Consider the following 15,606-nt stretch of genomic DNA (forward strand, 5'->3'; position numbering starts at 1 on the left):
TGATGAGCGGGTGCCCGAATCCGACCTGATCACCATCGGTACGTTCGCCCGCTCGTGCGGTATCACGGCGAGCGCGCTCCGTTTCTACGACGACTCCGGTCTGCTGGCCCCGGCCGGGGTCGACGAGACCACCGGCTACCGCTACTACGCCCCGGCCCAGGTGGATCGGGCGGTGACCATCCGCCGGTTGCGGGATATCGATATGCCGCTGGACGGTATCGCCCGGGTACTCGCGGCCGACCCGCACGACGCGGCCCGGCTGATCGACCAACATATGACGCGACTGGTCGAACGCACCCAGCAGGCGCGTCGGACCGCCGAGGTCGTGAAGACCACACTGGGCGAACCCTCCGGGTGGTGGGTGGCGACCGTACGGGGGCCGGTGCTCGCGGCCGCGGTGGAGCAGATACTCGCCGCCACCGGGACCGACCCCGATCTGCCCGTCCTGGCCGGTGTCCGCCTGGAGGTGACACCGGAATCGCTGACGCTCACCGCCACCGACCGCTACCGGCTGTCCACCCGCACTCTCGTCCCCGAGCAGGCCGGGTCGCCCGACTGGGCCGCCACGGTGGACGGCGCCGACCTGAGCGCGGCGCTCCCGGAGATCCGGGGCGCCCATCTGCTCGATATCGAAGCCGGAGAGCGCAATGTCCGGTTCCGCACCCCCGAGGGGGCGGCGCGCGGCTGCCGGACACTCACCGGTCCTTTCCCCGATCACCATTCGCTGCTGGCGGCGCTGCCCGAGGCCCGAACCCATGTGGTGGTCTCGAAGCAGGAGCTGATGGGCGCGCTGGAACAGCAGCGGGCGCGATATCTGCGGCTCACGGTGGCGGCGGACTCGCTCGCCGTCTCGAGTACCACCGAACAACCTGTGACGGCCCTGTCCGCGCTGGTCAACGGCCCGCCCGGCGACCTCGTCTTCGGTTTCACCATCCTGTACCCGGCCGTCGCCACCGCCATCGGACCCGATGTGCGACTGGATATCGGCGGTCCCATCGACCCCATGGTCGTCCGGTCCGCAGACCACGGCGACCTCACCACCCTGGCCATGCCGGCCGACCCCGCGATCATCGACGCAGAGAACGGATCCCCCAGTTGACCTCCACCGAACAGTCGGCCCCCGACACCACCATGAACGCGATCACCGAAGCCGTCACGCTCGGTCGATCCGGTGAGATTGCCGCCGCCCGCGATCGTCTACTGGAGATCTGGCGCGATATCGGCGCTCTCGGAGATCCGCTGCACCGCTGCACCCTCGCCCACTACCTGGCCGACCTCTACGAGGACCCCGCCCGGGCCCTGACCTGGGATATCCGCGCCTTGGACGCGGCCGACTCCCTCACCGACGACCGGGTACAACGCCATCACGGGAGTTTGCAGGTCGCGGGGTTCTACCCGTCGTTGCACCTGAATCTGGCCGATAACTACCGGCGACTCGGGTCGTGGGACGCCGCGGACGAACATCTCGCCGCCGCACGGGAACGGCTGCAAGCCCTCCCCGACGACGCCTACGGCGCGATGATCCGGACAGCGCTCGCCGAAGTCGGGGAAGCGGTCGCGAGGCGCTCCACCGAGCGGCGCGCGAGTGCGCCGGGCCCGCACTCCTGACGGCTCGGCACCATGGTCATTTCGCAGTGAGCTTCGTGAAGTCGGGTGCGTAGACGGTCATCCAATGCGGGCGCAGCCGGTAGAAGACCACATCGTTGTCCCAGTCGAAGGCGTCGTCGCCGTAGAAATCCTTGAAATAGGCGAGCAGTTCCGGCCACTCGGTATCCGGCTCGCCGCGCTCCGGATTCAGGATCTCCGCGGCGCCGTGGGTGAACACCCCCAGCTCCTCACCGCGCATATGCGCCACACTGGCGGCCGGACGCGCGGCGAGATGGCGCGCCTTGGCGGCATTACGCGCGGTACCGAAGTACCACCGGCCGTGCAGGAAATGACCGTCGACACCGCTGATCCGCGGCTCACCCTTCGCGGTCACGGTGGACAGCGACAGGATGTGCATACCGGTGAGAACGGTGGTGAGTTGTTCGGCGGTCAGCGTGCGGTCGGTGGCGATGATCGAACGGAGATGGCTCGTCGAGCCCGTGAGGGACGCGTCGAGCAGAGCCTGCAATGCGATGAGTTCTTCCGGGGTTTCGCGCATCGGCCCACCGTAAGCGCGCCGGTCCTGTTACCGCTCGACCGAAATTGCTCGGTTGATGCGGAGGTCGCGTCCGTCTAGGTTCGGTGGGTGATCTCCTTCCGGAGCGCAGTGGGGGCTCTGTACGTCGCTGTCGCATTGGTTCTCACCCTCTTGATCGCCGTCCCGCAGGTCCGGCTGTACCGCGATGAACAGCCGCGCGCCGATATCGTCGGCCAGTTGCGATTCCTGCGTTCGGAATTGGGTTCAGGGCTCGGAGAAGAGATGCAGGCGATGTTCCCCGAGGGATACTTCTTCTCGTACGCCCTGTACGGGCTGGCGTGGACCGATATCGCACGCGGCGATACGACGTACCGGGACGAGGCCCTGCGCGAGGCCCGCTGGGCGCTGGCACGCCTGGAATCCCCTGCGGGAAAAGCGATTTTCGACGATTCCCTCCGCCCGGCGCACGGGGTCTTCTACGTCGGATGGTCCAGCCGGTTACGCGGGGCCGTGATCGAACTGGCCGGACCGGACGCGCCGGAGACCGTGCGGTTCGTCGCGGACTGCGCGGCCCTCGCGGCGGCCTTCGATACGGAGGGTCCGTTTCTCGAGGCGTATCCGGGCCAGGCCTGGCCGGTCGACAGTGTGGTGGCCGTGGCCGCGCTGAGTCTGCACGACCGCATCGCCGGGCCGCCACGTTTCGGGACGGTGATCGCCGAGTGGTCGAAATCGGCTCGCACCCGGCTGGACCCGGCGACCGGACTGCTACCGCACCGGGCGAAACCGGTGACGGAGGGCGCGCGCGGCTCGTCGCAGTCGGTGATCCAACGGTTCCTGCCCGAGATAGATACCGAATGGGCTCAGGAGCAATACCGCGCGTTCCGCGGTTCGTTCGTCGATATTCCACTCGGCCTGCCGGGAGTGCGGGAGTATCCGCGCGGCCGGAACGGGACGGGTGACGTGGACTCCGGACCGCTGATCCTGGGCGTCAGCGCCTCGGCCACGGTGGTCGCCATCGGTGCGGCCAGGGTGCACGGAGACAGGGCACTCGCCGGCCCACTCACCGGTCTCGGTGAAGGCCTCGGCGTCCCGGTCGGCGCCGGCGATACCAAGCGCTACGCCTTCGGCCTCCTCCCCGTCGGCGACGCTTTCCTCGCCTGGTCCTTCGCCGCGCCTTCCACCGCGGCACCGTCTTACCCCCCGGTGGTGCGCTGGTGGTGGCGGATGCCCTGGCACGTACTCGCGCTGACAATCGTCGCCGTGCTCCTGCTCCCGGCGATTCGCGTCGTCATCCGGAAGCCACGACGAGCCGGTATCCGAGGCAGCGACCCGGGTCGTCGGAGTCGAGGGAGTTACTCAGTCGCTACTCGGGGTCGTCGGGCAGGAGCCGGAAGGCCGCGTACCCGGTCAGCGGCCGCAGCGCACGGAAATCACGACGGTCCGGCGTCCGCACTGTCCCCTGGGGACAATCGCTGATTCGCGACAGCTCGGGCGAAACGAAGGCAGACCCGCTCGCCGCGTCACAACGACCGTTCATCGCAATCGGCGCGGCGCCGAGTGGCGATCGGTTACGTTCGTGTGACCGGCATGTCCGCTCGCTGTACAGGAGTTGCCCGATGGGGACTATCAAATACCTCGAGACCGACCCCGACCTACCACCTGTGGGTGTGGTCGACCGGTCCCCGATCACGCCTGTGAAGAAGGCGATCTTCGCGGCTATCGGCGTGCTCGGCGCCGTGGCCTGGACGATTCTCGCCGTCGCGCGGGGCGAATCCGTGAACGCCGTCTGGATCGTGATCGCCGCGGTATCCACCTACATCATCGCCTACCGGTTCTACGCGCGGCTCATCGAATACAAGGTGGTCAAACCCCGCGACGACCTGGCGACTCCGGCCGAGATCCTGGACAACGGCAAAGACTTCATGCCGATGGACCGCCGGGTGCTGTTCGGGCACCATTTCGCGGCCATCGCGGGTGCGGGGCCGCTGGTCGGGCCGGTGCTCGCCGCCCAGATGGGGTACCTGCCGGGCACGATCTGGATCATTGTCGGCGTCGTGTTCGCCGGCGCGGTGCAGGACTACCTGGTGCTGTGGGTGTCGATGAAACGGCGCGGGCGCAGCCTCGGGCAGATGGCACGCGATGAGCTCGGGGTGATCGGCGGCGTCGCCGCGATCATCGGCGTGCTGGTGATCATGATGATTCTGCTCGCGGTCCTGGCGCTGGTCGTGGTGAACGCGCTGGCGCACAGTCCCTGGGGCGTCTTCTCCATCGCGATGACCATCCCGATCGCCCTCTTCATGGGCGTCTACCTGCGGTATCTGCGGCCGGGAGCGGTCGGCGAGATCTCGGCCATCGGCTTCGTGCTGCTGATCCTGGCGATCATCGCGGGCGGCTGGGTATCGCACAACGACACCTGGGCCGGATGGTTCACCTTCCATCCGGTCACCATTTCCTGGATGCTGATCGGCTACGGCTTCGTGGCCTCGGTACTGCCGGTATGGCTGCTGCTGGCCCCGCGTGACTACCTGTCGACGTTCATGAAGATCGGCACCATCGGCCTGCTCGCGGTCGGCATCCTGGTGACTCTGCCGGTGCTGAAGGCGCCCGCGGTCTCGGAGTTCGCGACCTCCGGCACCGGGCCGGCCTTCGCCGGCAGCCTGTTCCCGTTCCTGTTCATCACCATCGCCTGCGGTGCGCTGTCCGGTTTCCACGCGCTGGTGTCCTCGGGTACGACACCGAAACTGCTGGAGAAGGAATCGCATGCCAAGATGATCGGCTACGGCGGCATGCTGATGGAGTCGTTCGTGGCGGTGATGGCGATCATCACGGCCTCCATCATCGATCAGCATCTGTACTTCGCGATGAACGCACCGGCCGGCGCGACCGGCGGGACCGCGGAAACCGCGGCAGCCTATACGAACAGCTTGGGGCTCTCCGGTCCCCCGACGACCGGCGCGGAACTGAGCCAGGCCGCGACCGACGTCGGTGAGGAATCGGTGATCTCGCGCACCGGTGGCGCGCCGACGCTGGCCATCGGTATCTCCGAGGTGTTCTCCGGCTTCCTGGGCGGCAGCGGGATGAAGTCGTTCTGGTACCACTTCGCGATCATGTTCGAGGCGCTGTTCATCCTCACCACCATCGACGCGGGTACCCGCGTGGCGCGGTTCATGCTCTCCGATTCGCTCGGCAACCTGCGAGGCCCGGCGCGTAAATTCGCCGATCCGTCGTGGCGGGTGGGCGCCTGGTTGTGTTCGGCGGTCGTGGTAGCGGCCTGGGGATCGATCCTGTTGATGGGCGTGACGGATCCGCTGGGCGGTATCAACGCGCTGTTCCCGCTGTTCGGTATCGCCAACCAGCTGCTGGCCGCGATCGCGCTGGTGGTGGTGCTGACCATCCTGGTGAAGAAGGGCCTGACGCAATGGGCCTGGATTCCCGGTATCGCACTGGCCTGGGACCTCATCGTCACCATGACCGCCTCCTGGCAGAAGATCTTCTCCGCCGACCCGAAGGTGGGCTACTGGAAGCAGAACAGCATCTGCCGGGCCGCTCGCGATGCCGGTGAACTGTGCCTGACGGCGAAAACACCCGGCGACGTGGACGCGGTGATCCGCAATACGTTCATCCAGGGTGTGCTGTCCATCGTCTTCGCGGTGCTGGTGCTGATCGTGGTGCTGGCGGCGGCGTGGGTCTGCTATCGGACCGTGAAATCGGGTGATACCTCGACCACCGAATCGCCGGAGGAACCGTCGAAGATCTTCGCGCCCAGTGGTTTCCTGCCCACTCCGGCGGAGAAGGATCTGCAGCGGCAGTGGGATGAGCGGATCGCCGCGGGTGAGGTCGCGGTGCCCGGCGCCGCGCACGCGGAGGTGCGGAGTTGACCGGGCGGCTCGCGGCCGATCCGACTTCCCGGGCGGAGGCCCCCGGGTGGCCGGGTCTGCGCGGCGCCCCGGCGGCGCTGGCCCGGGGCGTGCGGGCGGTGTTCTGGTACCTGGATTCCGTCGTCGGCGGACAGGACTATCAGCGCTACAGCGCGCATATGCACCGGGTGCACCCCGATCGCCCGATCGCGAGTGAGCGGGAGTACTGGCGCGAACGGTACGCCGACGCGGAACGTAATCCGGGCGCACGCTGCTGCTGAGTGTCCGTCCCGGATAGCGGGGCCGGTCGAACCGGCCCCGCTGTCACGTTTTCGCGGCCGGCGGGTGGACCCCGCGACGGCGACCGGACCTGCGCCGCACGGTGCTGTTGCCACTACGCCACGTTCGGCGTTGATGTCTGTTTTCCGCTAGCTCGAGACCTCGCGAACTGACATCGTGTGTGGGGTGAGCATCACGGCCTTGGATTTCGAACGCTGCTATCGCGCGGTCTCGGCCCGCGACTCCCGTTTCGACGGACAGTTCTACACCGCCGTGCGCACCACCGGAATCTATTGCCGGCCCTCCTGCCCGGCGATCACTCCGAAGCGCACCAATGTCACCTTCCTGCCCACGGCGGCCGCGGCCCAGCAGGCGGGCTACCGCGCCTGCCGCCGCTGCCTACCCGATGCCGCACCAGGCTCGCCCCTGTGGAATACCCGCGCGGATCTGGCTGCCCGGGCCATGCGGCTCATCGGGGACGGTGTGGTGGAACGCGGCGGCGTACCCGCGCTGGCCGCGGCGCTCGGCTACTCCCAGCGCCAGCTCACCCGGGTACTCACCACCGAACTCGGCGCCGGGCCCCTGGCGCTGGCCCGGGCACACCGGGCGCATACCGCGCGACTGCTGATCCAGACCACCGCCATGTCGATGTCGGATATCGCCTTCGCCGCGGGCTTCGCCAGTATCCGGCAGTTCAACGACACCGTGCGCGAGGTGTTCGCGGTCAGTCCGAGCACCATGCGCACCGAAGCGCAGCGCACTGCCGGCCGCCCCGCCGCGGTGAACGGCACACTCTGCCTGCGCCTGCCCTACCGGGCTCCCCTGGACCGCGACTGGCTGGACTGGTTCCTGTCCGCCCATGTGGCGCCCGGTCTGGAACTCTGGCAGACCAGCTCCGACGGCGAGAACCACTACCTGCGCAATATTCGCACCCCGCACGGCCACGCCGGAGTGCGGCTGGCGGTCCGGCCCGGATACGTCCACGCGGAACTGACCCTGCGCGATATGCGCGATCTCGCGCCCACGGTGGCCCGGGTCCGGCATCTGCTCGACCTCGACGCCGACCCCGTAGCGATCGACGAGGCGCTCAACAGGTCGGATGAGGACACCGGCGCACCGCCCGGCCCCGGCACTCGTTTCGATCCCGGGATACGAGTGCCCGGATCCGTGGACGGCCCGGAATTGTTGCTGCGCACCATGATCGGTCAACAGATCTCGGTGGCGGCGGCCAATACCCACACCGCCCGGCTGGTCGCCGCACTCGGCGAACCGGTGGACGGACCGGTGAGCCGCCTTTTCCCCACCTCGGCCGTAATCGCCGAACGAGGCGCCGAAGTGCTCACCGGACCCGCCCAGCGGATCCGGTCCATCACCGCCGCCGCGGCGGCGCTCGCCTCCGGCGACCTGGTCCTGCACCAGGGTCGTACCGCGGCCGAGCTGCGACGCGATCTGCTCGCGCTCGACGGGATCGGTCCGTGGACCGCCGACTACGTCACGATGCGGCTGCTCGCCGACCCCGACATCATGCTGCACACCGACCTGGTCATCCGCCGCGGCGCTGTCCGGCACGGTATCGAGCTGACCGATACGACCCGCTGGTCGCCCTGGCGGTCCTATCTCTGTATGCACCTGTGGCGGACCGAACTGCGCACCCGGACCGAGTCCCGGGCCTCCGCCACACTCACCACCGATTCCGACGCGAAAGCGAGTACCGACTGATGTCCGCATCCACCGCCACCCTGCCCGCCCCGGTCGCCACCGGCACCGCGGATTTCGCGACCGTCGACACCCCGCTCGGCCCGTTCACCACGATCGTGGCGTCCGACGGCGCGGTGCTGGCGTCCGGGTGGACCGCTGTGACCGAAGAGCTGCGCACCGTGGTCCATCCCGGTCTGCGCCCCGCCGACCTGCGCGCCCGCCGTGAACTGGGGGCTGTGACCGACGCGGTCATCGCCTACCACCGCGGCGACCTGACCGCGATCGATCCGATCGCGGTGCGTCAGCGGTCGGGTGAATTCCTCCAGCACGCGTGGGATGTGCTGCGCACGGTTCCCGCGGGCGAACCGATCACCTACACGGCCTTCGCCGCGCGCTCCGGTCGTCCGGCGGCCACCCGCGCCGCGGCGAGCGCCTGTGCCCGCAACGCGGCCGCGCTGTTCGTTCCCTGTCACCGGATCGTGCGCACCGACGGCACGCTCGGCGGTTTCCGCTGGGGCCTGGACATCAAGCGGCGGCTCCTCGACCTCGAGGCCTGAGATCCGGGTCAAGCGATGGTGGCGTGCAACTGGGAACCGTTGCGGCCGCGTACGACGTGCAGGCGGCTGGGAATACGCTGGCGCATCTCGTCGACATGGCTGACCAGACCGACCACCCGGCCACCGGCGCGGAGTTCGTCGAGTACACCCATCACCGCGTCGAGAGTGTCCGCGTCCAGGCTCCCGAATCCTTCGTCGATGAACAGGGTATCCAGAATGATGCCACCGGCCTCGGCCGCGACGGTATCGGCCAGACCCAGCGCCAGCGCGAGAGAAGCCATGAATGTCTCACCGCCGGAGAGGGTGCGGGCGGGCCGGACGGCACCGGTGTAGTCGTCGCGGATGTCCAGGCCGAGCCCGCCGCGGCGGCCGTGTGTGCCGGCCCGATCGGTGTGCACGAATTCGTACCGGCCGCCCGACATCCGGCGCAGCCGGGCCGAACCCGCCACCGCGACCTCCTCGAGCCGCGCCGCGAGAACATAGGAGCGCAGCGACATACGCCGGTTGTTCTCGCCGCGACCCGCGACCACTTCGGCCAGCTCCGCCAGTTCCTGATGGGCCCGCTGCGCCGGGGCGATCAGATCCACCGCCGCCCACAGCTGTCCGCACAGGGTCTCCAGCTGGGTGACCCGGTGCACGGCGGCCGAATGGGCCGCCACCGCCTCGTCCAGGGCGATCCGCGCGGTCCGCACGGCCGCGGCCAACGCTTCCGGATCACCGGGCGCGGCAGCCGCGGCCGCCCGGATCTCCGGTTCGTCGAGTACCGCCTGGGCGGCGGCGCGGATCTCGTCGGCCGCGGCCAAGGCCGAGTTCAGCGCGTCCTGCCGCTGCGGGGTCCGGGTGGCGGCGCCGATGAGCGGGGAGTACACCCGCAGAGTCTCGAGTACCTCCGCCGACGTGGAATCGGATTCATGCCCTTCGTCGCTCGGACCACCGGCCCCGGCGTCCGGATCGGCATCGGTGGAACTCGTGGGCGGAACCAGTCCCGCCGATATAGCCAGCCGCTCGACCCGTACGACGCAGCCGGCCACGCGCTCCCAGCCCGTCCGCACCGCGGCATACGTATCCCGCCGATCACCGGCGGCGGCGATCAGCATGTGCAGGCGCTCGCGACGACGCCCGATGGTCCCGTCCCGGCCGGCGGCGGTACGGAGCTTGCCCTCGATCTCGGTGAGCCGGGCTTCGACGGCCTGGATCCGCGCCGCCACGGATCCGGCGCGCGTCTCGGCGTCCCGCAACGCGTCGTGCAACCGGGTCTCGTCGGTGCGCAGGCGAGCGACCTCGGCGGTGCAGGCCACCGCCGATTCGGCCAGTTCCTCCGCGTCGCCGCACCTTTCGGTGGCTTCCCGCAGGGCCGCGGCGAGTTCGACCCGGTCGGTATCGCCGCCGCGCGCGAGCAGTGCCTCGATCTCGCGCTCCACCTCGGTCAGTGCCGTCTGGGCGCGATCGCGCGACGCCTCGGCGGTACGTTCGGTGGCGACCGCGGCCGTCTCGTCCTCCTTCGACACCGCGCCCGCCGCAAGTCGCGCGGGGTGGGGATGTTCGGCCGATCCGCAGACCGCGCACGCCTGCCCGTCCACCAGATTCCCGGCCAGCTCCGCCGCCATTCCGGCCAGTCGCCGCTCCCGCAGGTCCAGGACATGTTCGCGGGCCGTCAGGTGCCGGGCTCGCGCGGTATCGAGATCCACCCGCAGCCGATCGAGCGCGGACCGCGACCGGGCCAGCTCCACGGCCGCGGTCGCGGCCTCCTGCAATCGCTTACGTTCGGCCCGCAGGCCGGGCAGCGCCGCTTTCGCATCGTCGGCCTCGCGCGCCCGCGCCTGCGCACCGGCGATGATCGCGGGCAGCCGGGCCCGGTGGTCGGTGAGTTCGGCCGAGCGCTCGCCGAGGTCTTTCGCGGTGGTGTGCAGTCCGGCCAGTTCATCGCGCAGTGTATCGGCGGTCGCCGCGTCGGCGCGGATCTCGTCGAGTTTGCCCAGTACCGCGCTCCATCCGCGGATCGCGGTATCCAGTCCGAGATCCTCGTCGTAGCCGGCCCGATCGTCGACCGGGTCCGGTTCGTCGGCACCCGGATCGAAACCCTCCCGCGGCGGACCTTCGACGGCCACGTCGAACAGCGCGAATTCGTCCTGGCCGGTGCTTCCGACCGGCAGCTTCCGGATTTCCTCGTCCGCGACCCGGGCAGCGGCCGGGCCGGGCCGATCATCCGGATCCTCCTCGGAGAGGCTCGATACCAGATGGATGCCCGGGATATCGACGCTATCGGGTTCGGCGGCCAACCGGGCCAGCCGTTCGGCCGCCGCAAGGGATTCCGCTTCACGATCACGAGCCGCGCGGACCGCGGTCTCGGCCTCTGCGAGCGCTCCGGCCACTGGTTCGGCGCGCCGGGCACGATCCAGTTCGCCGCGGTCCGCGGCCCGTACCTCGGCATCGGCGGTGTACCGCGCGAGCTGCTCCTGGGCCGACTCCAGCCGGCGCCGCTGCTCGGCGGCCCGCCGTTCCCGTTCCGCCCGCTCGTCCGCGCGCGCCGACTCCGCGCGCCGACTGTCCAGTTCGCGCTGCGCGGTCTCCAGGTCGCCCCGGGCGGCGGTGAGCAGATCCTGCGACCATTCGACCGCGTCGAGGATATCGATCCGCTCGGTGCGGTCGATACCGGCCGTCACCGCGACCCGGGTGATCAGATCCTCCACATTGCGCTGCTGAGTGCCGATCTGCTCGCCCGATGCCTTGCGCTGCGCGGTCAGCCACTGTTCGGCCGACCCGAAACGACCCGTATCGAACAGTTTCTCGAGCAGCCGTTCCCGGTCCTCGTTCTCCGCGCGCAGGAACTTCGCGAAATCCCCCTGCGGTAGCAGCACCACCTGGAAGAACTGATCGGCGCTCATCCCCAGTAGCCGCACGATCTCGTCGCCGATCTCGTTGATCCGCGACAGGTTGGTGCCCTGCCCGTCCAACCATGCCAAAGTGGCCTTGGCGTGCTCCACCCGCGTCCCGCTGCCGCGCAGTTTCGGCCGTTCGAATTCCGGCTGCCGGGTGAGCCGGATCCGCCGCCCGCCCAAAGTCGCCTCGAGCACCACCTCGGGGCGGATATGCGCGGCCGCGTGATCGGAGTGCAGCCGCTTGTCACCCCGCGCTCCCGGTACCCGCCCGTAGAGCGCGTAGGCGATGGCGTCGAGCACCGTGGTCTTACCGGCACCGGTCTGCCCGTGCAGCAGGAAGAGTCCGTCCGCGCCGAGTTCGTCGAAATCGACGGCGGCCGTCTCGGCGAACGGGCCGAAGGCCGTCATCTCCAGCCGGTGCAACCTCATGCGATGAGTTCCGTATCGGCCCCCGCCGGGGGCGCTGCGAGATCCTCGCGGACGACCTCGGTTTCCCGCACGGACGCGGCCATGGCCCGGGACAGCCAGCCCATCTCGGAGGTGTTCGGTTCACCGCGAACATCGGTGAGAAAGGTGCGGGCGATATCGGTATCGTCGCGGCCGCGCACGCGCTCCCGGTAGCGCAGCGCCGGGTCGCCCTGCGGTCGATCCCATTCCACATGCACCGCGTACGGGAAGCGTTCGCGCAGCTTACGCATGGCGTCCACCGGCCGGGCGTAGTCGGTGAGCGATACCGAGACGTAGTGCTGTTCGGCCGTCGCCCATACGGGGTCGGCCAGCAGTTCCGCCAGTGTCCCGGTGAGCTGGCTCAGCCCGCGCACCAGCGGTAGTTCCCGGCCCCGGACCCGGGCGGGACCGGTGGCGTCCAGATCCACCAGCCAGGCCTGTTTACGGTGTGTGCTCTCCCCGAACGAATACGGTAGCGGCGATCCCGAATACCGCACCGCCTCGGCCAGGGTCTGCGGCGAGTGCAGATGCCCCAGCGCGACGTAGTCGAACCCGGGCTCGGTGAACATCCCCAGCGATACCGTCTCCACCCCACCCACCGAGATGGATCGCTCCGAGCCGGTGGCCGCGCCACCCACCACGAAGGCGTGGGCCAGCAACACCGTCCGGGTGCCGGGCCGCTGCTCGCTATCGGCCCGGATGCGGTCCAGGACCGCCGCGAGCACCTCGGCGTGCGAACGCGCCTGCGGAACGCCGAGCTCGGCCCGGCATATCTCCGGCTCCAGATACGGGATGCCGTAGAAGGCCACCTCGCCGTGTTCGTCGGCGAGCAGTACCGGCCGCCGCGAATCGGCCACCGTGGTCCGCAGATACAGCCCACCGGCCGCCGCGAAACTGGCGCCGGCGCCGAGCCTGGTCGGCGAATCGTGGTTACCGGAGGTCGCCACGATGCGCGCCCCCGCCGCGCGGATGGCCTCGAACCCCCTGTTGCACACCGCGATCGCATCGGCACTGGGGATGGATCGATCGTAGACATCGCCGGGGAGCACCACGGTGTCCACGGCTTCGGCGGCGACGAGCTCGGCGATCGCTTCGAGTACCCGCGACTGGTCGGCCAGCAGGTCCACGCCGTGAAAGGTGCGACCGATATGCCAGTCCGACGTATGCAGGATTCGCATGACCGCGAATTTAGGGCAACTCACCGACAGCTTCAACGCCGGTGTCGATACCCGGGACGCCACACCGGCAACACGCCGAGAGTCTCCCTGTCCCTGGCGGTACCGGACCTGCGACCGGCGTGCGATATGTCTCGAATGCGCCATCGTGTTGCGCGCCACCCATATCCCTTGACGGTATGAACAACGCGGCCGACCACCGTTTCCGCACAATCGTGCGGCCGGACCCGCCGTGCCGTAACACGGTCGACCCTTCCGGACGATAGTGTTCAATACGTGGCTGCTTCCCAACGAGTGAATTCCCGGGTGCCCGCGCCGCAACGTTCGTTATTGCCGACGGTGCCGGGTGTCCCGGCCTATGCCGCGGTTCTCATCGCTGCGGCCTGCACCTTCCTGGGTTTCCTCATCGATGCCCTCGGCGACGTCACGGACCTCACCGGCACCTTCAGCGCGTTCTACATCCTCGGATGTCTGGCGGCGGTGGCGGCGGTGCGGTTCCGCGGCCTGTTCACCACGATGGTGTTACCGCCGCTATTGCTGTTCGTCGCCGTACCGATCGCCTATCGCCAGCTCACCGGGACCAGCACCGCCTCCCTCAAGGACATCCTGCTGAACCTGGCGATCCCACTGGTGCACCGCTTCCCGCCGATGATGCTGGCCACCGCGCTGGTGCTGATCGTGGCCGGTATCCGGATCGCGCAGTTCCGTTCGGAACACGCGGCCCGCGAAACCGCCGCCGCCCGGCGGGGGACGAGCTGGGGCCGCAGCGATCGGCGCGCGACCCGCGGCGAATCGAAGGAACGGGCAGAGACCCGGTCGCACCGCGAGACCACGAAACGGCCGAGCCGCGGACAGTCGAAGCGTCCCGTGGGCGGTGAGGGCAAACCGGCCCGCGCGAACAAGCTGTCGCGCGCCGAGACCCTGGCGGCCCGTTCCAAGACGAACGGCAGAACGAAGGCGAAATCGCGGCCGAAGCGGCCCGAACCCCCCGAGCCCGACTACACCCACGAGTCGTTCGAAGAACCCCCACGCCGGGGTGGCCGGGGCCGTCCGCCCGCCGAACCGGCCGCGCGGGGCGCCGCACCGCGCACCCGCGAGATGCGTCAGCACCCGCCCGCCCGGCCGGCGGCGCCGGTTCAGGAGGAACCGGTACGCGCGAACGTCCGCCGCGGGGAGCCGGCGCGGGCACCGCAGGCCGCCCGGGTCCGGGAACCGATCCCGGAGCGGCGGCGACCCGAACGCAGGTGAGCGTGGCGCGTCAGTGCCGCGCGGCCCGCAGTTCCCGCGGCAGCGCGAATACGAGTGTCTCGTTCGCCGTGGTCACCGGCTGGACCTCGCCGAACCCGTGTTCGGCGAGCATGTCCAGCACCCCGCGCACCAGGATCTCGGGGACCGACGCGCCGGAGGTGATCCCGACCGTGCGCACGCCTTCGAGCCAGGCCGGGTCCACCTCGCGCGCGTAGTCCACCAGATACGACGCGCGGGCGCCCGCACCCAGCGCGACCTCCACCAGGCGCACCGAGTTCGACGAGTTACGCGAGCCCACGACGATCACCAGATCGCATTCCGGCGCCATCGCCTTCACCGCGACCTGCCGGTTCTGGGTGGCGTAACAGATATCGTCGCTGGGCGGATCCTGCAGCGCCGGGAACTTCTCCCGCAGCCGCGATACCGTCTCCATGGTCTCGTCCACACTGAGCGTGGTCTGCGACAGCCAGATCACCTTGGCCTCGTCGCGCACGGTCACCTTCTCGACCGAGTCGGGACCGTCGACCAGTTGCACATGATCGGGGGCCTCACCGGCGGTTCCCTCGACCTCCTCATGTCCTTCGTGGCCGATCAGCAGGATGTCGTAGTCGTCACGGGCGAAGCGCTTGGCTTCCTGGTGGACCTTGGTCACCAGTGGACAGGTCGCGTCGATGGTGCGCAGGTTGCGTTCGGCGGCGGTCGCGTGGACCGCGGGCGAGACACCGTGCGCGGAGAACACCACGAGTTCTCCCTCGGGCACCTCGTCGGTGGTGTCGACGAATATCACTCCGCGGTCGCGCAGGGTTTCCACCACATGGCGGTTGTGCACGATCTCCTTGCGGACATAAATCGGCGCGCCGTGTTTCTCGAGGGCCTTTTCCACGGTTTCGACCGCGCGGTCCACACCCGCGCAGTACCCGCGGGGTTCGGCGAGCAGTACTCGTTTTCCTTCGGGGTCGGCGGTCGCGGCGCCGGCCGAGCGAGTGATTCCGACATTCAACGGTATTGCCGAGGACATGCCCCACAGAATACGTGCGTACCGCCGCGGCCGCTCCGGGCGTACGCTCCCCCGCTCCAGACTCGATCCACACCCATGTCCGGCTACATTCGCGCCGGTCATCCACCGCCTGCGCCACCTCCGCGAGACGCGGGCGGGCCGTCGCGCCCTCGCCGCGAGGGTGGGCGGATTCACCCGCTCCAGTCCGCCGCCCGCGCCGGCACGACATCGAGGTGACCGCGCATCAGGAGTCTCCACAGCTCGAACTCGGAACACAACGACGCCCACATCACCCGCAGCCCCAGTCTCCCCAGTCTCCCCAGTCTCCCCAGTCTCCCCAGGCT

Annotated in this window: 12 protein-coding genes; 8 read left to right on the plus strand and 4 right to left on the minus strand. The window is 69.3% G+C overall.

Features of this window, described 5'->3' with window-relative positions:
* Positions 1-10 precede the first annotated feature (10 nt).
* Together IEY68_RS25055 and IEY68_RS25060 are read left to right on the plus strand one after the other, a co-directional pair.
* Positions 11-1,099 carry a DNA polymerase III subunit beta family protein gene (locus tag IEY68_RS25055; RefSeq protein ID WP_058854082.1) on the plus strand — a complete coding sequence of 363 codons (1,089 nt, stop codon included), beginning with the start codon at positions 11-13 and terminating at the stop codon, positions 1,097-1,099.
* Positions 1,100-1,131: 32 nt separating this feature from the next.
* On the plus strand, positions 1,132-1,608 hold the full coding sequence (locus IEY68_RS25060; RefSeq protein WP_058854100.1) for a hypothetical protein: 477 nt from the start codon (positions 1,132-1,134) through the stop codon (positions 1,606-1,608).
* 16 nt (positions 1,609-1,624) lie between these two features.
* Here the strand turns inward: IEY68_RS25060 and IEY68_RS25065 are convergent, their stop codons facing one another.
* Positions 1,625-2,146 carry a pyridoxamine 5'-phosphate oxidase family protein gene (locus IEY68_RS25065; RefSeq protein ID WP_058854083.1) on the minus strand — a complete coding sequence of 174 codons (522 nt, stop codon included), beginning with the start codon at positions 2,144-2,146 and terminating at the stop codon, positions 1,625-1,627.
* Positions 2,147-2,233: 87 nt separating this feature from the next.
* Here IEY68_RS25065 and IEY68_RS25070 point away from each other — a divergent pair, with 87 nt between their 5' ends.
* The 5 genes from IEY68_RS25070 to IEY68_RS25090 all read left to right on the plus strand — a co-directional run bounded on the left by IEY68_RS25070 (position 2,234) and on the right by IEY68_RS25090 (position 8,516).
* Positions 2,234-3,601, plus strand: coding sequence for a hypothetical protein (locus tag IEY68_RS25070; protein WP_189094494.1), 1,368 nt, complete (start codon positions 2,234-2,236; stop codon positions 3,599-3,601).
* A gap of 140 nt (positions 3,602-3,741) precedes the next feature.
* Positions 3,742-6,003, plus strand: a complete 2,262-nt coding sequence (locus IEY68_RS25075) for a carbon starvation CstA family protein (protein ID WP_058854085.1) — start codon at positions 3,742-3,744, stop codon at positions 6,001-6,003.
* A complete protein-coding gene (locus tag IEY68_RS36960; protein WP_308434993.1) occupies positions 6,000-6,263 on the plus strand; it encodes a YbdD/YjiX family protein in 264 nt (87 codons plus the stop codon). The genes IEY68_RS25075 and IEY68_RS36960 overlap by 4 nt, the downstream gene beginning before the upstream one ends.
* Positions 6,264-6,447: 184 nt before the next feature.
* Positions 6,448-7,980: an Ada metal-binding domain-containing protein gene (locus IEY68_RS25085; protein WP_058854086.1), complete on the plus strand. Its 1,533-nt coding sequence runs from the start codon at positions 6,448-6,450 to the stop codon at positions 7,978-7,980.
* Positions 7,980-8,516, plus strand: a complete 537-nt coding sequence (locus IEY68_RS25090) for a methylated-DNA--[protein]-cysteine S-methyltransferase (protein WP_058854087.1) — start codon at positions 7,980-7,982, stop codon at positions 8,514-8,516. Before IEY68_RS25085 ends, IEY68_RS25090 begins: the two co-directional genes overlap by 1 nt.
* 8 nt (positions 8,517-8,524) lie before the next feature.
* Here the strand turns inward: IEY68_RS25090 and IEY68_RS25095 are convergent, their stop codons facing one another.
* Both IEY68_RS25095 and IEY68_RS25100 read right to left on the minus strand, forming a co-directional pair.
* Positions 8,525-11,824, minus strand: coding sequence for an AAA family ATPase (locus IEY68_RS25095; RefSeq protein WP_058854088.1), 3,300 nt, complete (start codon positions 11,822-11,824; stop codon positions 8,525-8,527).
* On the minus strand, positions 11,821-13,020 hold the full coding sequence (locus tag IEY68_RS25100) for an exonuclease SbcCD subunit D (protein ID WP_058854089.1): 1,200 nt from the start codon (positions 13,018-13,020) through the stop codon (positions 11,821-11,823). The genes IEY68_RS25095 and IEY68_RS25100 overlap by 4 nt, the downstream gene beginning before the upstream one ends.
* 273 nt (positions 13,021-13,293) lie before the next feature.
* Between IEY68_RS25100 and IEY68_RS25105 the strand changes: the two genes are divergently transcribed.
* Positions 13,294-14,265, plus strand: coding sequence for a DUF6542 domain-containing protein (locus IEY68_RS25105; RefSeq protein ID WP_189094495.1), 972 nt, complete (start codon positions 13,294-13,296; stop codon positions 14,263-14,265).
* A gap of 10 nt (positions 14,266-14,275) precedes the next feature.
* On the opposite strand, the gene IEY68_RS25110 is transcribed toward IEY68_RS25105, so the two are convergent.
* A complete protein-coding gene (locus IEY68_RS25110) occupies positions 14,276-15,283 on the minus strand; it encodes a 4-hydroxy-3-methylbut-2-enyl diphosphate reductase (RefSeq protein ID WP_058854657.1) in 1,008 nt (335 codons plus the stop codon).
* Between the last annotated feature and the right edge of the window lie 323 nt (positions 15,284-15,606).

Source organism: Nocardia jinanensis, assembly GCF_014645735.1.
In the GTDB taxonomy this organism is placed as follows: domain Bacteria; phylum Actinomycetota; class Actinomycetes; order Mycobacteriales; family Mycobacteriaceae; genus Nocardia; species Nocardia jinanensis.

Coding starts and splice junctions, on each gene's coding strand:
- IEY68_RS25100 (WP_058854089.1), bottom strand. CDS start 13,020: ATGCGAATCCTGCATACGTCGGACTGGCATATCGGTCGCACCTTTCAC.
- IEY68_RS25095 (WP_058854088.1), bottom strand. CDS start 11,824: ATGAGGTTGCACCGGCTGGAGATGACGGCCTTCGGCCCGTTCGCCGAG.
- IEY68_RS25110 (WP_058854657.1), bottom strand. CDS start 15,283: ATGTCCTCGGCAATACCGTTGAATGTCGGAATCACTCGCTCGGCCGGC.
- IEY68_RS25065 (WP_058854083.1), bottom strand. CDS start 2,146: ATGCGCGAAACCCCGGAAGAACTCATCGCATTGCAGGCTCTGCTCGAC.
- IEY68_RS25060 (WP_058854100.1), top strand. CDS start 1,132: ATGAACGCGATCACCGAAGCCGTCACGCTCGGTCGATCCGGTGAGATT.
- IEY68_RS25090 (WP_058854087.1), top strand. CDS start 7,980: ATGTCCGCATCCACCGCCACCCTGCCCGCCCCGGTCGCCACCGGCACC.
- IEY68_RS25075 (WP_058854085.1), top strand. CDS start 3,742: ATGGGGACTATCAAATACCTCGAGACCGACCCCGACCTACCACCTGTG.